The sequence below is a fragment of the Microbacterium sp. NRRL B-14842 genome (assembly GCF_050470785.1).
Window position 1 is genome coordinate 2,129,841 of sequence record NZ_JBFLUM010000001.1, and the last position, 20,691, is coordinate 2,150,531.

19 protein-coding genes are annotated in these 20,691 nt (G+C 72.3%); 12 read left to right on the forward strand and 7 right to left on the reverse strand.

The annotated features are described in order from the left end of the window. Positions 1 to 8: 8 nt before the first annotated feature. The 5 genes from AB1285_RS10525 (at position 9) to paaZ (ending at position 6,352) form a co-directional block, all read left to right on the forward strand. Positions 9 to 1,328: an MFS transporter gene (locus tag AB1285_RS10525; protein ID WP_370428290.1), complete on the forward strand. Its 1,320-nt coding sequence runs from the start codon at positions 9 to 11 to the stop codon at positions 1,326 to 1,328. A gap of 119 nt (positions 1,329 to 1,447) precedes the next feature. Continuing rightward, positions 1,448 to 2,638 carry a thiolase family protein gene (locus tag AB1285_RS10530; RefSeq protein WP_259952028.1) on the forward strand — a complete coding sequence of 397 codons (1,191 nt, stop codon included), beginning with the start codon at positions 1,448 to 1,450 and terminating at the stop codon, positions 2,636 to 2,638. Beyond that, positions 2,635 to 3,381, forward strand: a complete 747-nt coding sequence (locus tag AB1285_RS10535; protein ID WP_259952026.1) for an enoyl-CoA hydratase/isomerase family protein — start codon at positions 2,635 to 2,637, stop codon at positions 3,379 to 3,381. Before AB1285_RS10530 ends, AB1285_RS10535 begins: the two co-directional genes overlap by 4 nt. Further along, positions 3,378 to 4,253: a 3-hydroxyacyl-CoA dehydrogenase family protein gene (locus tag AB1285_RS10540; RefSeq protein ID WP_292797695.1), complete on the forward strand. Its 876-nt coding sequence runs from the start codon at positions 3,378 to 3,380 to the stop codon at positions 4,251 to 4,253. The genes AB1285_RS10535 and AB1285_RS10540 overlap by 4 nt, the downstream gene beginning before the upstream one ends. Positions 4,254 to 4,267: 14 nt before the next feature. After that, positions 4,268 to 6,352, forward strand: coding sequence for a phenylacetic acid degradation bifunctional protein PaaZ (gene paaZ / locus AB1285_RS10545; RefSeq protein WP_292797692.1), 2,085 nt, complete (start codon positions 4,268 to 4,270; stop codon positions 6,350 to 6,352). Positions 6,353 to 6,439: 87 nt separating this feature from the next. Here paaZ and AB1285_RS10550 read toward each other — a convergent pair whose 3' ends face one another. The 6 genes from AB1285_RS10550 to dhaK all read right to left on the reverse strand — a co-directional run bounded on the left by AB1285_RS10550 (position 6,440) and on the right by dhaK (position 13,182). Next, positions 6,440 to 7,048: a TetR/AcrR family transcriptional regulator gene (locus AB1285_RS10550; protein ID WP_280566701.1), complete on the reverse strand. Its 609-nt coding sequence runs from the start codon at positions 7,046 to 7,048 to the stop codon at positions 6,440 to 6,442. 63 nt (positions 7,049 to 7,111) lie between these two features. Beyond that, positions 7,112 to 8,431, reverse strand: coding sequence for a phenylacetate--CoA ligase PaaK (paaK, locus tag AB1285_RS10555; RefSeq protein WP_292797704.1), 1,320 nt, complete (start codon positions 8,429 to 8,431; stop codon positions 7,112 to 7,114). A gap of 32 nt (positions 8,432 to 8,463) precedes the next feature. After that, positions 8,464 to 8,841 carry a hydroxyphenylacetyl-CoA thioesterase PaaI gene (gene paaI / locus AB1285_RS10560; RefSeq protein WP_292797688.1) on the reverse strand — a complete coding sequence of 126 codons (378 nt, stop codon included), beginning with the start codon at positions 8,839 to 8,841 and terminating at the stop codon, positions 8,464 to 8,466. A gap of 155 nt (positions 8,842 to 8,996) precedes the next feature. Beyond that, positions 8,997 to 11,552, reverse strand: a complete 2,556-nt coding sequence (gene ptsP, locus AB1285_RS10565) for a phosphoenolpyruvate--protein phosphotransferase (RefSeq protein WP_313366426.1) — start codon at positions 11,550 to 11,552, stop codon at positions 8,997 to 8,999. Then, complete coding sequence (dhaL, locus tag AB1285_RS10570; RefSeq protein WP_370428394.1) at positions 11,549 to 12,190, reverse strand: dihydroxyacetone kinase subunit DhaL; 642 nt, start codon at positions 12,188 to 12,190, stop codon at positions 11,549 to 11,551. Before dhaL ends, ptsP begins: the two co-directional genes overlap by 4 nt. Then, positions 12,190 to 13,182: a dihydroxyacetone kinase subunit DhaK gene (dhaK, locus tag AB1285_RS10575; RefSeq protein WP_370428291.1), complete on the reverse strand. Its 993-nt coding sequence runs from the start codon at positions 13,180 to 13,182 to the stop codon at positions 12,190 to 12,192. The genes dhaL and dhaK overlap by 1 nt, the downstream gene beginning before the upstream one ends. A 148-nt stretch (positions 13,183 to 13,330) precedes the next feature. Here dhaK and AB1285_RS10580 point away from each other — a divergent pair, with 148 nt between their 5' ends. Further along, positions 13,331 to 14,098 (forward strand): IclR family transcriptional regulator, encoded by a 768-nt coding sequence (locus tag AB1285_RS10580; protein ID WP_268777145.1) that lies wholly within the window; start codon positions 13,331 to 13,333, stop codon positions 14,096 to 14,098. Between the two features lie 24 nt (positions 14,099 to 14,122). Here the strand turns inward: AB1285_RS10580 and AB1285_RS10585 are convergent, their stop codons facing one another. Beyond that, positions 14,123 to 16,249, reverse strand: a complete 2,127-nt coding sequence (locus tag AB1285_RS10585) for a RecQ family ATP-dependent DNA helicase (protein WP_292798060.1) — start codon at positions 16,247 to 16,249, stop codon at positions 14,123 to 14,125. 88 nt (positions 16,250 to 16,337) lie between these two features. Between AB1285_RS10585 and AB1285_RS10590 the strand changes: the two genes are divergently transcribed. The 6 genes from AB1285_RS10590 (at position 16,338) to paaE (ending at position 20,689) form a co-directional block, all read left to right on the forward strand. After that, positions 16,338 to 16,757: a pilus assembly protein CpaE gene (locus AB1285_RS10590; protein WP_370428292.1), complete on the forward strand. Its 420-nt coding sequence runs from the start codon at positions 16,338 to 16,340 to the stop codon at positions 16,755 to 16,757. Positions 16,758 to 16,841: 84 nt separating this feature from the next. Beyond that, positions 16,842 to 17,831 (forward strand): 1,2-phenylacetyl-CoA epoxidase subunit PaaA, encoded by a 990-nt coding sequence (gene paaA, locus AB1285_RS10595; protein ID WP_370428293.1) that lies wholly within the window; start codon positions 16,842 to 16,844, stop codon positions 17,829 to 17,831. After that, positions 17,831 to 18,160: a 1,2-phenylacetyl-CoA epoxidase subunit PaaB gene (paaB, locus tag AB1285_RS10600; protein WP_025103829.1), complete on the forward strand. Its 330-nt coding sequence runs from the start codon at positions 17,831 to 17,833 to the stop codon at positions 18,158 to 18,160. The genes paaA and paaB overlap by 1 nt, the downstream gene beginning before the upstream one ends. After that, positions 18,157 to 19,029, forward strand: coding sequence for a 1,2-phenylacetyl-CoA epoxidase subunit PaaC (gene paaC / locus AB1285_RS10605; RefSeq protein ID WP_370428294.1), 873 nt, complete (start codon positions 18,157 to 18,159; stop codon positions 19,027 to 19,029). The genes paaB and paaC overlap by 4 nt, the downstream gene beginning before the upstream one ends. Beyond that, positions 19,023 to 19,526: a 1,2-phenylacetyl-CoA epoxidase subunit PaaD gene (gene paaD / locus AB1285_RS10610; RefSeq protein ID WP_292798051.1), complete on the forward strand. Its 504-nt coding sequence runs from the start codon at positions 19,023 to 19,025 to the stop codon at positions 19,524 to 19,526. The genes paaC and paaD overlap by 7 nt, the downstream gene beginning before the upstream one ends. Further along, positions 19,526 to 20,689 carry a 1,2-phenylacetyl-CoA epoxidase subunit PaaE gene (gene paaE, locus AB1285_RS10615; RefSeq protein ID WP_292798048.1) on the forward strand — a complete coding sequence of 388 codons (1,164 nt, stop codon included), beginning with the start codon at positions 19,526 to 19,528 and terminating at the stop codon, positions 20,687 to 20,689. The genes paaD and paaE overlap by 1 nt, the downstream gene beginning before the upstream one ends. The last annotated feature ends 2 nt before the right edge of the window (positions 20,690 to 20,691 follow it).

Consider the following 20,691-nt stretch of genomic DNA (forward strand, 5'->3'; position numbering starts at 1 on the left):
GAGTTCGCATGACCTCAGCCACCGCAGCCGCCTCGTCGACCGGAAGGATGCCCGCAGAGGAGCGGCGCGTCCTCGCCGGCACCCTCGTGGGGACGTCGATCGAATGGTACGACTTCTTCATCTACGCCCAGGCGGCGGGCCTCGTGCTCGCCCCGCTCTTCCTCGCTCCCATCGCGGAGTCGAGCCCCGGGCTCGCCCAGGTGCTCTCGTTCGCGACCATCGGCATCTCGTTCCTCTTCCGCCCGCTCGGTGCGATCGTCGCCGGGCACCTCGGCGACAAGCTCGGCCGGAAGAAGATGCTCGTCTTCACCCTCGTGATGATGGGACTGTCCACGTCCCTCATCGGCCTGCTGCCGACGTACGCCGCCATCGGCGTCGCCGCCCCGATCCTCCTGATCCTCCTGCGCATCCTGCAGGGCTTCTCGGCCGGCGGCGAATGGGGCGGCGCAGCCCTGATGGCCGTCGAGCACGCCCCGTCGGCGCGACGCGGCCTGTTCGGCGCGTTCCCGCAGATCGGCGTGCCGGTCGGCATGATCCTCGCCACCTTCACCCTGTGGGCGCTCACGAGTTCGATGTCTCCCGAGGCCTTCCTCGAGTGGGGCTGGCGTATCCCGTTCCTGCTCTCCATCGTGCTCATCGCGGTCGGCTACGTCATCCGCCGCGCCGTCGACGAGAGCCCCGTGTTCGAAGACCTCCGCCGCCGCCGCAAGGAGGCCTCGGCCCCGCTCGGACAGCTCTTCCGCGCGCACACGAAGAAGGTCGTGCTCACGGCCGTCATCTTCATCGCGAACAACGCCGCGGGCTACCTGCTGATCGCCTTCTTCGCGACGTACGCGGTCACGGGCCTCGGCATGGAGCGCCCGCCGGTGCTGCTGGCGACGACGCTGGCCTCGTTCGGGTGGCTGATCTTCACCCTCTGGGGCGGGGCGCTCTCCGACCGTCTCGGCCGGATCCGCACGTTCCAGATCGGGTACGTCGCCCTCGCGGTGTGGGCCATCCCGATGTGGTTCCTCATCGACACCGCGAACATCGTCTGGTACTTCGTCGCCCTGTTCGTCATGACGTTCGCGCTCGGACTCTCGTACGGGCCGCAGGCGGCGCTGTACGCCGAGATGTTCCCCGCGAACGTGCGCTACTCGGGCGTCTCGATCGGCTACGCCCTCGGCGCCATCCTCGGCGGCGCATTCGCACCGATGATCGCGGAGGCGCTGCTGAACCAGTTCCACGCCGCGTGGACGATCGGCGTCTACATCGCGGTCGCGTCGCTCATCTCGCTCATCGGCGTCTCGCTGGTGAAGGAGACGAAGGGCGTGGATCTCAGCGTCTGACTCCCGGTCCGGGATCGCGGCCGGCCGTGCGCCTGTGCCATAATTACCTTACGATCGGTCAGTAATTCACGACCGGCCGCTCCCGGACCACACCAGGACGACGAAGTCAGGAGATCCGCATGCCAGAGGCCTACCTCGTCGGAGGGGTCCGCACCCCGGTGGGCCGCTACGGCGGCACCCTCTCCGCCGTCCGTCCCGACGACCTCGCGGCGCTCGTGGTCGGCGAGGCCGTGCGCCGCGCCGGGCTCGACCCGGCGCGTACCGAGCTGGACGAGGTCATCCTCGGCGCCGCCAACCAGGCCGGAGAGGACAACCGGAACGTGGCCCGGATGGCCGTGCTCCTCGCCGGTCTCCCCGACACCGTGCCGGGCATCACGGTCAACCGCCTGTGCGCCTCCGGGATGTCCGCCGTGACCATGGCCGCGCAGGCGATCCGCGCGGGCGACGCCGATCTCCTCGTCGCCGGCGGCGTCGAGTCCATGACCCGCGCCCCCTGGGTGCAGGCCAAGCCGGAGAAGGCGTGGGCGAAGCCCGGAGCCGCCTTCGACACCTCCATCGGCTGGCGCTTCCCGAACCCGCGGCTCGCCGCGCGGGACAAGGCCACCTTCACCATGCCGGAGACGGCGGAGGAGGTGGCCCGCGTCGACGGCATCACGCGCGCCGAGGCCGACGCCTTCGCCGTCCGCTCCCAGCAGCGCGCCGCCGCCGCGATCGCCGCGGGCCGCTTCGCCCCGGAGATCGTCGGCGTGCCGGTCCGCGACGGCGAGGTGCTCGTCGACGAGGGCCCGCGTCCGGACACGACCCTCGAGGTGCTCGCGCGCCTCCGCCCCGTCGTGGCCGGCGGAGAGGTCGTCACGGCCGGCAATTCCAGCGCCCTCAACGACGGCGCCTCGGCCGTGCTCGTGGCGAGCGCCGAAGCCGTCGAGCGCGACGGACTGACGCCCCGCGCGCGGATCGTCGTCGGCACGTCCGCCGCCCTGGCTCCGGAGATCATGGGACTCGGACCGGTCCCCGCGACGGAGAAGGCGCTGCGCCGTTCGGGGCTCTCCCTCGACGACATCGGCGCGGTGGAGCTCAACGAGGCGTTCGCCTCGCAGTCGCTCGCCTGCATCCGGCGGCTCGGCCTCGACGAGGACCGCGTGAACGCCGACGGCGGAGCCATCGCCCTCGGCCACCCTCTCGGCTCATCCGGCTCACGCCTGCTCGTGACGCTGATGGGACGCATGGAGCGCGAGGACTCCCGCTACGGCCTCGCCACGATGTGCGTCGGCGTCGGCCAGGGCGCGGCCGTGATCCTGGAGAAGGTGTGAGGGGCGCGGACGAGCCGCTGCTCGTCACCCGGACCGCGGACCGCGTCGTCGCGACCCTGAACCGTCCGCACAAGCGCAACGCGATCGACCAGGCCACGATCGACGCCCTGCACGCGCTGTGCGCCGAGCTGGAGGAGATGCCGCGCACGCTCATCCTCACCGGCGCCGACGGGGTGTTCGCGGCGGGCGCCGACATCGCGGAGCTCCGGGACCGTCGCGCCGACGACGCCCGTCGCGGCATCAACGCCCACGCGTTCGTCCGCGTCGCGGAGCTGCCAATGCCGGTGATCGCCGCGATCGACGGCTACGCGCTCGGCGGTGGCGCGGAACTCGCGTATGCCGCCGACATCCGCCTCGCGACGCCGACCCTGAAGATCGGCAACCCGGAGACCGGCCTGGGCATCCTCGCCGCCGCCGGAGCGAGCTGGCGGCTCAAGGAGATCGTGGGCGACGCCCGTGCCATCGAACTGCTGCTCACGGGACGCACCGTGCACGCCGAGGAGGCCTTCCGCATCGGGCTCGTCTCCTCGCTGCACGAACCCGCCGATCTCCTCGCCGCCGCCCACGCGGTCGCCGACCGCATCGCCCGCAACGACCCCGCGGCGACCATCGCGACCAAGCGGGTCTTCCGGGCGCCGCGCGACCAGCACCCCGCAGCCGACCTCGAGGAGCAGGCCGCGCTGTTCGAGAGCCCGGAGAAGCACCGTCGCATGACCGCCTTCCTGGAACGGAGAGACCGATGAGCACGCCCTCCTCCCCCGAGGCCGCAGTCCCGGCCCGCGTCGGCGTGCTGGGTGGCGGACGCATGGGCGCCGGTATCGCCCACGCCTTCCTCCTCGCCGGATCCCCCGTGACCGTCGTCGAGCGGGACGACGACGCCGCCGCGGCCGCCGCCGCCCGCGTGCACGCGTCGATCGACGCCTCGCTCTCCCGCGGCACGGCCGTCGAGACCGCCGAGGCGTATCGCGCCCGCTTCGCGACCGGGACCGACACCGCACTGCTCGCGGACTGCACCCTCGTCGTCGAAGCCGTCCCGGAGGAGCTGTCGCTCAAGATCGAGGCGCTCACCCGTGTCGAGCAGCACCTCGCGGACGATGCGGCGCTCGCGTCCAACACCTCGTCCATCTCGATCGACGAGCTCGCAGCCGTGCTCGACCGCCCCGGACGCTTCCTCGGGATGCACTTCTTCAACCCCGTGCCCGCTTCCACGCTCGTGGAGGTCGTCCGCGGCGGCGCGACCGCACCGTCCCTCATCGCGGGCGCGGCCTCCTGGGTCCGCGCGCTGGGCAAGACGCCCATCGTCGTCGCCGACGCCCCGGGTTTCGCGTCCTCCCGCCTCGGCGTCGCCCTCGGCCTCGAGGCGATCCGGATGCTCGAGGACGGCGTCGCCTCCGCCGCCGACATCGACGCCGCCATGACCCTCGGCTACAAACACCCGGTCGGGCCGCTCCGGCTCACCGACATCGTCGGGCTGGACGTCCGGCTCGGCATCGCCGAGTACCTCGCGGCACAGCTCGGGCCGCGCTTCGAACCCCCGACCCTGCTGCGCCGCCTCGTCGCCGAGGGACACCTCGGCCGCAAGAGCGGACGCGGCTTCTACGAATGGGACGACTGATGAAGGGAACCCCGATGACCGAGATCCTCCCCAGCTACGTGCAGGGCTCCTGGTGGACGCCCGCCTCCGATGCGGACGCCACCGAGGTGCGCGACGCCTCGACCGGAGAGACGGTCGCCCGCGTCTCCACGACCGGCCTCGACCTCGGCGCGGCGCTCGACTTCGCCCGCACCACCGGTCAGGCGTCCCTCGGGGAGCTCACGTTCCACCAGCGCGCCGTGCTGCTCAAGCAGCTCGCGCTCGCGTTGACCGCCCGCAAAGAGGAGCTGTACGCGCTCTCCAGCCGCACCGGCGCCACCGCGCAGGACTCCTGGGTCGACATCGACGGCGGCATCGGCGTGCTCTTCGCGTACTCCAGCAAGGGCCGCCGGGAGCTGCCGAACGCGAAGGTCTACGTCGACGGCGCCGTGGAGAACCTCTCGCGAGACGGCTCCTTCCTCGGTCGGCACATCTACACCCGGCTGCCCGGGGTGGCGGTGCAGATCAACGCCTTCAACTTCCCCGTGTGGGGCTCGCTGGAGAAGTTCGCGCCGGCCTTCCTCGCCGGTGTCCCCACGGTCGTGAAGCCCGCCACCCCCACCGGGTACCTCACCGAGGCCATGGTGCGCGTGATGGTCGAGTCCGGTCTGCTGCCCGAGGGGTCGCTGCAGCTCGTGTCCGGCAGCGTGCCCGACCTCTTCGACCACCTCCGCCTGGGCGACCTCGTCGCGTTCACCGGTTCCGCGTCGACGGCCGAGCGGCTCCGGGCGCACGACTCGGTGCAGACCGGCGGGGTCCGCTTCACCAGCGAGACCGACTCGATCAACGCCTCGGTCCTCGGCACGGACGCCGCCTCCGGCACCCCGGAGTTCGACGCCTACGTGAAGCAGCTCGTCGCGGAGATGACGTCGAAGGCCGGGCAGAAGTGCACCGCGATCCGGCGGGCGATCGTGCCGGAGGACGCGGTGGACGACGTGATCGCCGCCGTGCGCGACCGGCTCGCGGCGCGGATCGTCGTGGGCGACCCGCGCGCCGAGGGCGTGACGATGGGACCGCTCGCCTCGACGGCCCAGCGCGACGAGGTGCTCCGGCAGGTGGCGCGACTCCGCGAGGGCGGCGGCGAGCTCGTGATCGGCTCCCCCGAGGCCCCGACGGTCCGCCGTGCGGACGGCAGCGAGGGCCCGGCGGAGGACGGCGCGTTCGTGGCGCCGATGCTCCTGCGCTTCACCGATGCGACGAGCCCCGCCGTGAACGAGATCGAGGCGTTCGGCCCCGTCTCCAGCATCCTCGGCTACCGCACGCTGGACGAGGCGGCGGCGCTCGTGGCCCGGGGCGGCGGCTCGCTCGTGACGAGCGTCGCAACGCACGACCCGGAGGTCGCGACGACGCTGGCCGCGGGGATCGCGGCGTACAACGGCCGCGTGCTCTTCCTCGACCGCGACGACGCCCGCAGCTCGACCGGACACGGCTCCCCGCTCCCGAACCTCGTGCACGGCGGCCCCGGCCGCGCCGGCGGCGGCGAGGAGCTCGGTGGCATCCGGGCGGTTTTGCACCACATGCAGCGCACGGCGGTGCAGGGCTCCCCGGAGATGATGACCGCGCTCACCGGTGTCTGGCACCAGGGGGCCTCGGCCCGTCCGTTCGACGCCGGCGACGGCGTGCACCCCTTCCGCAAGTCGCTGGCGGAGCTGCGCATTGGGGACCAGGTCGTCAGTCCCTCACGCACCGTCAGCCTCGACGACATCGAGACGTTCGCGGCGTTCACGGGCGACACGTTCTACGCGCACATGGACGAGGCGTCGGCGGCGGCGAACCCGTTCTTCCCCGGACGCGTGGCCCACGGCTACTTGCTCGTGTCGTGGGCGGCGGGGCTCTTCGTCGACCCGGCTCCCGGGCCCGTGCTCGCGAACTCCGGGCTGGAGAACCTGCGCTTCGTGACCCCGGTCTCCCCCGGCGACGAGATCCGCGTCGAGCTCACCGCCAAGCAGATCACGCCGCGGGAGACCGACGAGTACGGCGAGGTGCGCTGGGACGCGGTCCTGAAGAACCAGGACGACGAGCTCGTCGCGACCTACGATGTCCTGACCCTCGTCGCGAAGGAGCTCACCCCCGCCGCATAGTCCCCCGAGACCCCGGGCACTCGTCGAGGCCCCGCCCTTCCCACGCGGAGAGGGCGGGGCCTCGGCGCGAAGACGGGGTCTCGCGGGTCAGGGGTGGCGGAGGCCGTCGAGGGCGATCGCGACGACGTCGTCCGCGAGACGATCGGCGCCCTCGCGACCGCCGGGGCGATACCACTCGACGATCGAGTTGATCATGCCGAACGTCAGGCGGGCGACGACGGCCGCATCGATGTCGGAGCGCAGGGAGCCCTCGGCCTGCGCCTCCGCGACGAGGGCCGTGATGCGGCGGTCGAACGCCCGCCGCCGGGTGAGGGCGCGGCGCTCGACGTCGGTGTTCCCGCGCACGCGCAGCAGCAGCGTCACGGCGGGGAGCTGGTCCACGAGCACATGGACGGCCCCGCGGAGCACGTGCTCCAGGCGGGCGACCGCATCGGCGGCTCCCCCGCTGTCCGGGAGGGGCGCGTCGACCACGGCCTCCAGTCCGCCGAGGGCGCTGTCGAGGGCGCGGTCGAGCATCTCGTCCTTCGACCCGAAGTGATGGTAGATCGCCGACTTCGACAGCCCGAGGCGCTCCGCGAGCATCCCGATCGAGGTCGCGTCGTAGCCGTGCTCGTTGAAGGCGGTCACCGCGACGGCGAGGATCCCCTGCTGGTCGTACCCGGGGCGGCCGCGCCGCGTGGTCTGCATCTCGGACATCCCCCTCAGTCTCGCACCGCCCGCCGCGCTCATCGCGGAGGTCGCCGCCGAGACCCCCGCGTGTCAGCGCAGGTCATACACGCGCTTGTACTTGCCCTCGCTACGCGGCAGTGCCCCCGGCTCCTCCAGGCGGACGGCGACCGACGAGCCGATGAACACCTTGATGCGCTGCACCAGCACCTGTGCCGCCGCCTCGCACGTCTCCACGGAAAGGTCGGGATGGCGCTCGATGCGCACGGTGAGGGCGTCCATCCGGCCCTCCTTCGTCAGCTCCAGGATGAAGTGCGGGGTGAGCTGCTCGATGCCGAGGACCAGCTCCTCGATCTGCGTCGGGAAGAGGTTGACGCCGCGCAGGATGATCATGTCGTCGTTGCGTCCGGTGACCTTCTCCATGCGCCGCATCCCCGGCCGCGCCGTGCCAGGGAGCAGACGGGTGATGTCGCGCGTGCGGTACCGGATGACGGGGAACGCCTCCTTGGTCAGCGAGGTGAAGACGAGCTCCCCCCGCTCGCCGTCCGGAAGCGCCTGCAGCGTGTCGCCGTCGATCACCTCCGGCAGGAAGTGGTCCTCCCACAGGTGCGGGCCGTCCTTGGTCTCGAGGCATTCGTTGCCGACGCCGGGCCCCATGACCTCGCTGAGTCCGAAGATGTCGAGGGCGTCGATGCCGAGCCGCTGCTCCAACTCGTGCCGCATCTCGTTGGTCCAGGGCTCCGCGCCGAGCACCGCGACCTTGAGCGAGGTGGACCGCGGGTCGATGCCCTGCGCGGCCATCGCGTCGGCGATCGTGAGCAAATAGCTCGGCGTGCACAGGATCGCGTCCGGCTCGAAGTCGTGGATGAGCTGCACCTGGCGCGCGGTCTGCCCGCCCGACATGGGGATCACGGTCGCTCCCAGCGCCTCGATCCCGGCATGCGCGCCGAGCCCACCCGTGAAGAGGCCGTAGCCGTAGGCGTTGTGCACCTTCATGCCGCGCCTGATCCCGCTGGCCCGGAGCGAGCGGGCCACGAGTGACCCCCAGCGGTCGAGGTCGCCACGCGTGTAGCCGACGACGGTCGGGCGCCCCGTGGTGCCGCTGGACGCGTGGATGCGGGCGACGTCGGCCATCGGCACCGCGAACATCCCGAACGGGTACGTCTCGCGCAGGTCGTCCTTGGTGGTGAACGGCAGCCGGTGCACGTCGTCGAGCGTGCGGATGTCGTCGGGGTGCACGCCCGCCTCATCGAACTTCCGCGTGTAGAGCGGGACGTTGCGGTAGGCGTGCTGCACGGTCCACCGCAGGCGCTCGAGCTGGAGCTGCTCGATCTCGGCGCGGCTCATCCGCTCCTCGGGGTCGAGCTCATCGGCCGTGGGCGGGCGGAGGGCGGAGGCGGGGGCGGTCATCATCGACACGGGGACTCCTCGGGACGGGGGCGGGGTCAGAAGGTGCGGGAAGTCGTGCGGGAGCGGCCGCGGAACTCGGCGACGGCGTCGCCCTGGTCGTCCACGACCGTCACGTCGTAGAGGCCGGAGCGACCGGTGCGGGCGCGGCGGACGGCGGTCGCGGTGAGCGTCTGCCCCGCGACGGTGGGCTTGAGGAACGAGATGTCGGCACCGGCGGCCACCGTCACCCGATCGTCCTCGTTGCACGCGATCGCGAAGGCGGTGTCGGCGAGCGCGAACACGAGCCCGCCGTGGGTGATCCGGAAGCCGTTGGTCATGTCGTCACGGACGCGCATGGATACGACCGCGTGCCCGGGGTCGTCGCGCTCCACGACCAGACCGAGCATCGCCGAGGCCCGGTCTCGTGCCATCATGGCCCGATTCGGCCGGATGGCCTCCGCCGTCTCCGTCGCCTCCGTCATCGCCGACCTCCTCGTCGCGCTGGGACGGGACGACCGCGTCCCGTCCGCCCATACTAACTGAACGATCGGTCAGTAACGCAAGGAGCTGGACGCAGGAGCCGTGCGGCTCAGCCGGCGCCGCCTCCGCCGAGCACGAGAGCTGCTGCCTGCCGCGCCTCCGCAGCGGTCGCCGCGCGGCTCGCCCCCTCCGCCGCCCGTCGGCACTCGTCCGGGCCCACCACGTCGAGCGCGGCCGCCACCCGCCCGAGCGCGCGAGGCGTCATCGACAGCGAGGTCGCGCCGAGCCCGACGAGTACCGGAGCGAGCGCGGGATCACCGGCCGCCTCCCCGCAGATCCCGACCGGCTTGCCCGCCGCTCGCCCCGCCGCCCCGACCGTCCCGATCAGCCGCAGCACCGCCGGCTGCCAGGGGTCGTTGAGATCGGCGAGCGCGCTGGACAGCCGGTCGGCGGCCAGAGTGTACTGCGCGAGATCGTTGGTCCCCAGGCTCACGAAGTCCACGACCTCGAACAGCTCGGCAGCCAGCAGCGCCGCCGCCGGGGTCTCGATCATGATCCCCGCTCTGTCCAGCCCCGCGGCACGACACCGCGCGGCGAAGTCCGCCGCCTCGTCGACCGTGGCGACCATCGGCGCCATGACCTCCACGTCCGCGGATTCCGCGTCGGCAGCCCTGGCGAGCGCGCGGAGCTGGTCGTCGAGCAGCGCTGGCCGGCGACGGGAGAGACGCAGGCCCCGGACGCCGAGCGCCGGGTTGTCCTCGTCGTCGTCGTTCGCGAACGGCAGGGGCTTGTCGCTCCCCGCATCCAGCGTGCGCACGACCACCTTGCGTCCGGGGAACGCGCGAAGGACCCCGCGGTACGCCTCCACCTGCTCCTCGATGCTCGGCGCTTCGGTCCGGTCGAGGAAGCAGAACTCGGTGCGGAACAGTCCGACCCCCTCGGCGTGCGCCGCCGCGGCGCTCCCGGCATCCGATGCCCCTCCGACGTTGGCCAGGAGCGGCACGCGGGTCCCGTCGGCGAGACGGCCCCGTCCATCGAAGGTGACGACGACCGCCGCGGCCCGTGCCTCGGCGATCTCCGCCTCGTCCGGGTCGACGTGGATGGTGCCGTGGTCGCCGTCGACGAGGAGCATGGCACCCTCGGGGATCCCCGTCGCTCCGGCCACCCCGACCACGGCGGGCAGTCCCAGCGCGCGCGCGATGATCGCCGTGTGCGAGGTCGGCCCGCCGTCCGCTGTCACGAGGGCGACGCAGCTACCCCCTTCCAGCGCCGCGGTGTCGGCGGGGGCGAGGTCGGTCGCGACGAGCACGAACGGCTCGTCACGCTCGGGGACCCCTGGCATGTCCACCCGGAGGATCTCGGCGATCATGCGGTCGCGGACGTCACGGATGTCGGCGGCGCGTTCCGCCATCCTCCCGCCGAGAGCCGTGAGCGCCGCTTCGTGCGCCGCGGAGGTCTCCCAGACCGCTCGCGCCGCCGTCCGCCCCTGTGCGCGCACGAGGGCGGTGGCTTCGGCCACCAGCTCAGGATCCGAGGCGAGGAGCCGTGACGCGTCCAGGATCGCCCGCGCCTCTCCGCGCGCCCGCTCGGCGCGCGATCGCAGCTGATCGGCGACGGCGACCGCCGCCCATTCGATCGTGGAGACCTCGGCCTCGCGACCCTCCGGCGGGACGACGGTCTCGGCATCCGGTTCCGGGAGTGCCGGTGCGAGGGACACCGCCCTCGCGGCCACACGTCCGGGACTGACCCCACGGCCCTGCAGCACGGTCCCGGAGACGATCTCCGGCGGCGGCGCGGACGCGTGGTCGGCCCCGGTTCGCGTCTGATCGTCCCCGGCCGTGCCGGGCGCGGGCGCGGGTGCGGTTCCGGAGCTGCCGGCGGCACCCTCGTCCGCCTCGACGCCCTCGCCGAACCCTCCCTGGAAGAGCGAGACCAGGCGGTCGATCGCCGCCTCGGCGTCCGCTCCCCGACCGGTGAGTTCGATCTCGGTCCCCTGACGCGCCCCGAGCGCGAGCAGCCGGGTCAGGCTTCCGGCCGCGGCTTCCTGGCCGTCCGGCAGCCGCCGCAGACGCACGTCCGCCCCCGCCGCCGACTCCGCGATCAGCGCGGCGGGGCGGGCATGGATGCCGAGAGGGTTGCGCACGCGCACACGACGCGTCACGGTCTCCCCGGCCACGTCGGGCGAGGCGGAGGCGTCCCCCGCCGACACCGGCGCGGAGTCCGCTGCCGCCGTGCCTTCCGCGTCCGGCGGGAGGAGCTGGCCGGTCTTCGCCGCGAGGGCGGACGAGGCTTCGGCGGCGACCGCGTCGAGGTCGCCGCCTGCCGCCGCAGCCACGACCGCCGCGAGGAGGCCCTCGACGAACGGTGCCGGAGCCAGCCGCACCGGCACGTCGCTGCTGCGCAGTTCGAGCGCGAGTTCGGCGCTCAGCACGGCCGACCCGAGATCCATCAGCACGAGCACGCCGTCGACGTCGGGGGCGAGCTCGTCGATCGCCGCCGACACCGCGACGGCGTCCGTCCCGAGGATCGGCGCACCCTCCGCGTCCACACCCGCACCGGCCGCCACACGGACCTGCACGCCGCCGCCCGGCACCATCTGCAGGGCGAGTTCGAGCGCCGCCTCCCCGAGCCGGGCGCTGTGGGAGACGGCGACGATCCCGATCATCCGGCGTCCGTGAGGGCCGCGGCGAGCGTCTCGAACAGGAGCGCCGTCGAGGCGGCTCCCGGGTCGAGATGTCCGGCGCTGCGTTCACCGAGGTAGCTCGCTCTGCCCTTCCGGGCGACGAGGGGCACCGTGGCGTCACGACCGGCGGCCGCGGCGTCCGCGGCCGCCCTGGCCGCCGCCGCGGTATCCGCTCCGCCGGCGAGGGCGGCATCGAAAGCGTCGACCGCGGGGGCCATCGCATCGAACATCGTCTTGTCGCCGGCCTCGGGCTTGCCCCGCGCGACGATGCCCTCGAGCCCCGCCCGCAGTGCCGCGGCGAGCGCCGGTCCGTCCAATGTCGTCACCGCACCGGCCGACATCCCCATGCGCAGGAAGAAGGTGCCGTAGAGGGGGCCACTCGCACCGCCCACCGAGCTCACCAGGGTCATGCCGACGGACTTGAGGAGTTCGTCGATCGTCGCGGGCGTCGTCGCCGCGAGCTTCTCCCCGACCGCCGTGAAGCCCCGCGCCATGTTCGCGCCGTGGTCGGCGTCCCCGATCGCGGAGTCCAGTTCCGTGAGCCAGTCGCGCTGCGCGGTGACGGCCTCGCGGTAGCGGGAGATCCAGTCGACGAGGACGTCGGTGCCGACGGCCGCCATCACGCGCCCCACCGCAGGCCGGGGGTGTTCACCGGGGCGTCCCACAGCCGCAGCAGCTCGTCGTCGGCCTTCAGCACCGTGACGGAGCACCCGGCCATGTCGAGGGAGGTGATGTAGTTGCCCACCAGGTTCCGCGCGATCTGCACGCCGGACTTCTCCAGGATCGCGGCGACCTCGCCGTACATGAGGTAGAGCTCGATCAGGGGTGTGGCGCCCATGCCGTTGAGCATCACGATCGCGGGTCCTGCCGCATCGAGGTCGCCGAGGATCGGCTCGACGAGCTGCCGGGCGATCTCCGACGCCGGCGCGAGCGGCTCACGATGCCGTCCCGGCTCGCCGTGGATGCCGATGCCGATCTCCATCTGATCGTCAGGGAGGTCGAAGGTGGGCTTCCCGGCGGCGGGCACCGTGCAGCTCGTGAGGGCCATGCCCATCGAGCGCCCCTGCCCGTTGATGCGCTTCGCGAGGTCGACGACCGACGCGAGGTCGCGGCCCTCCTCCGCCGCGGCCCCTACGAGCTTCTCCAGCAGGACGGTGAGGCCGACGCCACGACGGCCGGCGGTGTAGAGCGAGTCCTGCACGGCCACGTCGTCGTCCACGACGACCGTGCCGACCTCGATCCCCTCCATCGCCGCGAGCTCGGCGGCCATCTCGAAGTTGAGCACGTCGCCCGTGTAGTTCTTGACGATGTGCAGCACGCCGGCGCCGCGGTCGACCGCCTGGGTCGCCACCTGCACGCGGTCGGGGGTGGGCGAGGTGAAGACCTCGCCGGCGACGGCCGCGTCGAGCATGCCGGTGCCGACGTAGCCGCCGTGCAGCGGTTCGTGGCCGGATCCCCCTCCGGAGACGACGGCCACCTTGCCCTGATCCTTCGGTGTCGCCCGGGTGATGACGTGGTTCTCCAGGTCGACGGAGAGTTCGGGGTGCGCGGCGGCGACGCCCTTCAGGGACTCGACGAGGACGTCCTCCGGGGCGTTGATGAGCTTCTTCATCCTGCGATCTCCTTTGATGCGGCGTGAGTCTCGAGCAAAAATCCGAAAAGGATTCGTCAATGTCGAATATGCTCGGAGCCTGCCGGGTTGTCAAGATCGATCCGGCGACCGGAAACCCGGCTCGACGACGACCGGAAGGAGGACGCGCATGATCCAGGCGATCGACCGCGCGGCGAAGATCCTCGACCTGCTCCAGGGCGCCCGCCACCTCGGTATCACCGATCTCGCCGCGGCCCTGAGCCTTCCGCCGTCGACCGTGCACGGGCTGGTGAAGTCGCTGCGCGCGCACGGCCTCGTCGCGAAGGAGCGCGGCGGACAGCGCTACATGCTCGGCCCTACCCTCCTGCGGCTGAGCAACGTGTACCTCGACACACTGGATGTGCGGGCGCGGGCGATGCGCTGGACGCAGGAACTGGCCCGGCGCACCGAGCTGTCCGTGCGCCTCGGCGCGCCGCACCTCACGGACGTCCTCGTGATCCACCACAACCTCCGGCCCGACGACAGCCCGCAGATGCTGGAGACCGGGATGGCCGTCCCCGCGCACGCCTCCGCCATGGGGAAGGTGCTCCTCGCCTACGACCAGGGCTTCCAGCAGAGCGTGTTCGCGGAGCCCCTGCGCAGCCTCACCGGCGACACCATCACTGACGTCGCCCGACTGACCCTCGAGCTGCCGGGGATCGCGGAGCGCGGGACGGCGGCCGAGACGGACGAAGCCGTGCTCGGCGAATCCTCCCTCGCCGCCCCGATCGCCGACGCCTCGAACACGATCGTCGCCGCCGTCGCCGTCGTGCTGCCGACGTCGGAGGCACCCGCATCCGACGCGACCATGCACGCGCTGCGGGACACGGCACGGAACATCTCCCGCGAACTCGGCGCGACGACCTGGCCGCCACCCGTGGCCCCCGCCGAGGACTGACGGCGTCGGTTCGGGGACCGGTGCTCAGCCGCGCAGGCCGAGCGCGAACGGCAGCACGGCCGTGGCTCCGGCCTGCCGCACCGCGCGCGCCGCGACCGTCAGGGTCCAGCGACTGTCGATGAGGTCGTCGACGAGCAGCACCGGACCGGCGGGGACTTCGAGATGCGCCGCGTCGAACCGATCCCACACCCCCGCGAGCCGGAACACGCTGTTCCCGCCCGCCTGCCCCGAGGGACCCCCGTTCCGCCACTCCAGCGCGCCGAGGTACGGCAGCCGCCCGATCTCCGAGAGCCCGCGGGCGAGGGAGTCGACGAGCTGCGGATGCGAGCGCGACGGCATCGCGACCACAGCCATCGGCCGCTCCGCCCAGTCCCACCCGGCCAGCACGCGCACGCAGGCCTGCAGCAGCGCCGGGCTGATCGGCGCGTCCGCGGCACCCGCGGCGAAGATCTCGCGCAGCGCGCCGCCCCAGCCGAGGTCGGTGAGCCGGGCGAGGGCGCGTCCCTCGTCGGCCTGCTCCCCCGCGGGGATGCGACCGCGCACCGGCACGCCCAGACGGTCGGCGCCGGTCGGCCACGCGCGGCGAGGCTCGACCGGCACACCGACCCGGTCCAGGGACTCCGTCGCCTGTGCACTCGCCGTCTGCGCGATCTCCGCCGGGAACCACACGCCCGCGCAGTTGTCGCACCGACCGCAGGGAGCCGCGGTGTCGTCGTCGAGCGCCCGCTGCAGGAAGGCCATGCGACAGCCGTCCGTGCGCTCGTACTCCAGCATGTGCTCCTGCTCCGCGACCCGTTCGGCGGCGATGCGCTCGTAGCGCTCGGCGTCGTACGTCCACGGCTGTCCCGTCGCGACCCAGCCGCCCTGCACACGGCGCACGGCACCGTCCACGTCGAGCACCTTCAGCAGCAGCTCGAGGGGCGTACGACGGATGTCGACGACGGCCTCCAGCGCCGGCGTGGAGATCGGGCTGTCGCCGAGCGCCGCGATGACCCGTTCCGCGCGCTCCCGATCGGGCATCGACGCGGTCGCGAAGTAGTGCCAGATCTCACGGTCCTCGACACCGGGGAGCAGGAGCACGTCCGCGCTCTCGCTGGCACGCCCGGCTCGTCCGACCTGCTGGTAGTACGCGACGGGCGAGGACGGGGCACCGAGATGCACGACGAACCCGAGGTCCGGCTTGTCGAACCCCATGCCGAGGGCGCTGGTCGCGACGAGCGCCTTCACCTCGTTCCGCTTGAGCAGGCCCTCCGACTCGGCGCGCTCCTCGGGATCGGTCTGGCCGGTGTAGGCGCGCACGTCGTGGCCGTGGTCGCGCAGGAATCGGGCGGTGTCGACCGCCGCCGCCACAGTCAGCGTGTAGATGATCCCGCTGCCGGGGAGGTCGTCGAGGTGACTGAGCAGCCAGGCCAGGCGGCTCGCCGAGTCCCTGAGGCGGAGCACGCCGAGCCGCAGCGAGGTGCGGGCGAGCGGCCCCCGGATCGTGAGCACGGGTACCGCCTCCGCTCCGCTCGCGCCACCCGGCAGCGCCCCGAGCTGCTCCGCGACGTCGGCCACCACGCGACTGTTGGCCGTCGCGGTCGTCGCCAGCACCGGCACGTCGGCGGGCATCTGCGCGATGAGATCGCGGAGCCGGCGGTAGTCCGGGCGGAAATCGTGCCCCCAGTCGCTGATGCAGTGCGCCTCGTCGACGACGAGCATGCCGAGCCGCGCCACCAGCGTCGGCAGCTGCTCCTCGCGGAAGGCCGGGTTGTTCAGCCGCTCCGGGGAGACGAGCAGCACGTCGACCTCGTCCCGAGCGAGGCTGTCCTGCACCTCCGCCCATTCGTGCGCGTTCGTCGAGTTGATGGCGACCGCGCGCACCCCCGCGCGCTCGGCCGCGGCGATCTGGTCGCGCATGAGCGCCAGGAGCGGGGAGACGAGCACGGTGGGGCCGGTGCCCTGCCGGCGGCGCAGGAGGGTCGCGACGAAGTACACCGCCGACTTCCCCCACCCGGTGCGCTGCACGACCAGCGCGCGGCGACGCCCCTCCACCAGCGCCTCGATCGCCTCGAACTGGCCGTCGTGGAAGTCGACGTCGGGGCGGCCGACGAGTTCGCCGAGGGCGGCGCGAGCAGCCTCGCGGAGGGGCACGGCAGTCGTGGAGGTCATGCCTCCACTCTGCCGCAGGCCTCTGACAGGACTCTGCCCGTCGCCCGCGCTCGGTGGACGACCGGCGCGGAACCCGTAGCGTGGAGGAATGATCACCCGCGAACTCGCCGTCGCGCTCCGCGATGCCGGCCTGACCTGGAAGCCCGCGGAGGGTGACCGGTTCCAGCTCGACCTCCCGGACGAGGTGGAGCTGGAGGCGGAGGCCGACGTCTTCACGGTCAGCGCGATGACCATCGTGGCGCGGCAGACGCCGGCCGGCACGGATCTCGCCTTCAACGGCACGACGGAGTGGGCGCTCGACGCCGTGACCCTCGCCGATGCGGTGTGGCTGCCGCGCGAGGACCAGCTGCGGGACCTGCTCCGCGGGACGTTCCGTGCCCTCATCCGCCTCCCCGACACGTTCCGCATCGAGATCGAGCTCGCCGGGACTCCCCTGCTGTTCGAGCACCCGGACCCGGCGGAGGCCTACGGCCGCGCCCTGCTGGCGCTGATCTCGCGCTCCCGCTGACACGTCCTGTTGAATCGGGCCGTCGCGTGTGTCAGAATTACCTAACGATCGGTCAGTAAAGAAGGACCGGACCCCGAGGAGTCGATGATGACCAGTCCCGCAGACCTGTCCCTCGTGGACGGCGAGACCTCCGACGAGGAACGCCTGTTCGACGAGCTGATCGCGAACGAGCAGCGCATCGAGCCCCGCGACTGGATGCCCGAGGCCTATCGCAAGACCCTCATCCGGCAGATCTCCCAGCACGCCCATTCCGAGATCATCGGCATGCAGCCCGAGGGCAACTGGATCACGCGCGCCCCGAGCCTCAAGCGCAAGGCGATCCTCATGGCGAAGGTGCAGGACGAGGCCGGTCACGGGCTCTACCTCTACTCCGCCGCGCAGACCCTCGGCATCACCCGTGACGAGATGATGGACCACCTCATCTCCGGAAAGGCGAAGTACTCGTCGATCTTCAACTACCCCACCCCGACCTGGGCCGACATGGGCGCGATCGGCTGGCTCGTCGACGGCGCCGCGATCTGCAACCAGGTGCCGCTGTGCCGCGCCTCCTACGGCCCCTACGGCCGCGCGATGGTGCGCATCTGCAAGGAGGAGTCGTTCCACCAGCGCCAGGGGTTCGAGATCCTCCTCTCGCTCATGCGCGGTACGGACGAGCAGCGGCAGATGGCGCAGGATGCGGTCGACCGCTGGTACTGGCCGAGCCTGGCGATGTTCGGGCCGCCCGACGACCAGTCCCCCAACTCCGCCCAGTCGATGGCGTGGAAGATCAAGCGCTTCTCGAACGACGAGCTGCGTCAGCGGTTCGTGAGCATGCTCGTGCCCCAGGCCGAGATCCTCGGCGTCACCCTCCCCGATCCCGACCTGCGGTTCGACGAGGAGACCGGTCGCTACGAGATGGGTGAGATCGACTGGGACGAGTTCTTCCAGGTGCTGCGCGGCAACGGCCCGTGCAACGCCGAGCGTCTGGAGCGCCGCCGCACGGCGCACGACGAGGGCGCGTGGGTGCGGGAGGCCGCCGCGGAGTACGCCCGCAAGCAGCGTTCCCGCCTGACCCCTGAAGGGGCGGTGGCGTGATGGCGACCCCCGGGGCCGACCCTTCGACGAGCTCAGGGACCCAGGGACGGGAGGTCTGGCCGCTGTGGGAGATCTTCGTGCGGGCGAACCGCGGGCTGAGCCACGTGCACGTCGGCTCGCTGCACGCGCCCGACGCTGACATGGCCATCCGCAACGCCCGCGACCTCTACACCCGCCGGGGCGAGGGCGTGTCGATCTGGGCGGTCCCCGCCGAGGCGATCACCACGAGCGACCCCGACGCCAAGGGCGCGTACTTCGAGAGTCCCGCGGGTAAGAACTACCGGCATGCGGTGTACTACACCGCGTCCGAGGGGGTGCCGCACCTGTGACCCTTCGACACGCTCAGGGACCCCGCTCCGCTCAGCAAGCCGGCGACGTCCACGGGGATGCGCACGGGGACGTCTCCGTCGACGAGTTGCGGCTCAGCGAGGAGCTCGCGGGCGCCGGCACGACCGCGGCGAGCGCCGACATCGCTGAATACGCCCTGTGGCTCGGCGACGACGCGCTCATCCTGTCGCAGCAGCTCGGCGCCTGGATCTCCCGGGCCCCCGAGCTGGAGGAGGATGTCGCGCTCGGGAACATCGCGCTCGACCTGCTCGGCCATGCCCGCTCCTTCCTGCATTTCGCGGGGACGTGGGACGGCCGTTCCGAGGACGACCTCGCCTACTTCCGCGACGAGCCGGAGTTCCGCAGCGCCTGGATCATGGAGCAGCCGAACGGCGACTTCGCGCAGACCATCGCCCGCCAGCTCGTCGCGTCCGTCTACCTCGTCGAGCTGTATGCCGGGCTCCGTGCGAGCTCCGAGCCCACCCTCGCCGCGATCGCGGAGAAGGCGCTGAAGGAGGTCGACTACCACCGCGACCACGCCGTGCAGTGGGTGCTGCGCCTGGCGGGCGGGACGGAGGAGTCACGGCGCCGCATGATCCGTGCCCTCGCGGATGTGTGGCCGTACGTCGACGAGCTGTTCCGCGATGAACCGCTGATCGACCGGCTGGGCGACGCCGCCGTGCGACCGTCGACGCTCCGCGCCCCCTTCGATGCGGTCATCGCCACCGTGTTCGCGGAGGCCGAGCTCGCGGTGCCGCCGGTGGCGGCGTCGTCGGCGGGCGGCCGGAACGGCGCCCACGCGACCCCCTTCGGTCACCTCCTCGCCGAGATGCAGGTGCTGGCGCGACGGCATCCGGGGGCGTCATGGTGACCCGGACCACCGCCGATGTCGAGGCTCAGGCCTGGCGGATCGCCGCCGCCGTGCCGGACCCGGAGGTGCCGGTGCTCACGATCGAGGACCTCGGCGTGCTGCGGGCGGTCGAGCTCCGCGGCGAGCGCATGGTCGTCGACATCACGCCGACCTACAGCGGGTGCCCGGCCATGGACACGATCCGCGACGACGTCGTGCTCGCGCTGACGGCCGCCGGCTTCGCGGACGTCGAGGTGCGACTCGTGCTCTCCCCCGCGTGGACGACGGACTGGATGAGCGACGCCGGGAAGCAGAAGCTCCGCGCGTACGGGATCGCGCCGCCCAGCGGCCGTGCGGCCGTACCCGCCGGTCCGATCCGGCTCGCCCTTAGCGTGCGCTGTCCGCGGTGCGGCTCGCTCGACACCCGGGAGGTCTCCCGCTTCGGGTCGACCTCGTGCAAGGCACTGTACGAGTGCCGGGCCTGCCTGGAACCCTTCGATCACTTCAAGGTGCACTGATGTCGCTGTTCTCCCCGGCCCCGACGACGACGCCGGTGCCCTCTCCCGCCTCCCCCACCCGGGCGCGCAGCCGTGCCCGGTTCCACACGCTCGCCGTCGAGGACGTCCGGCCGCTCACCGAGGACTCCGTCGAGGTGACCTTCACGGTGCCCGCGGAGCTCGCCGACGACTACGACCATCTCCCCGGGCAATACGTGGCGCTGCGCACGACGCTGGACGGCGTGGAGGTGCGGCGTTCGTACTCGCTGTGCCGGGCGCCCGAGCATCGCACCGACGGGGCACCCACCCGCCTGAGCGTCGCCGTGAAGCGCGACGAGGGCGGGACGTTCTCCACCTGGGCCCAGACCGGCCTGCACCCGGGCTTCCGCATCGACGTCATGAGCCCCCAGGGCACCTTCACCTCCGGCCTCGACGATCTGGACGAGAAGCACGTCGTCGGGATCGCAGCCGGCTCCGGGATCACGCCGCTGATGGCCCTCGCGCACACCGTGCTCTCCCGCTCACAGACCTCGCGGTTCACGCTCCTGTACACGAACCGCTCGACGCTGGACGTGATGTTCCTGGAGGACCTCGCCGACCTCAAGGACCGCTACCCGACACGGCTCACGCTGCACCACGTGCTGTCCCGCGAGCAGCGGACCGCGCCGGTGCTGTCCGGCCGCATCGACGAGCCCAAGCTGCGGACGATCCTCGACGCGCTGATCGATCCGGCCGACGTGGACGAGTGGTTCCTGTGCGGACCGCTCGCACTCGTCGACCTGTGCCGGGAGGTGCTGGCCGACGTGGGCGTGCCCCGCGAGCACGTGCGCTTCGAGCTGTTCACGACCGGCGACGAGCCGGTGCGGGCCGCCCGGCCGGTCACGGTGCGCTCGGGCGAGAAGACCGTGCGGATCGAGGTGAACCTCGACGGCGTCTCGTCGACGGTGGAAAGCCCCGTCGCAGCGCGCGAGTCGGTGCTGAACGCCGCACTGCGGGTGCGGCCGGACGCCCCGTTCGCGTGCGCGGGTGGCGTCTGCGGCACCTGTCGGGCGCGCGTGCTGGAGGGCAGCGTCACGATGACCGAGAACTACGCCCTGGAGCCCGACGAGCTGGAGCGCGGCTACGTGCTCACCTGCCAGTCCCACCCGACCAGCGACCGCGTGGTCGTGGACTACGACGTCTGACC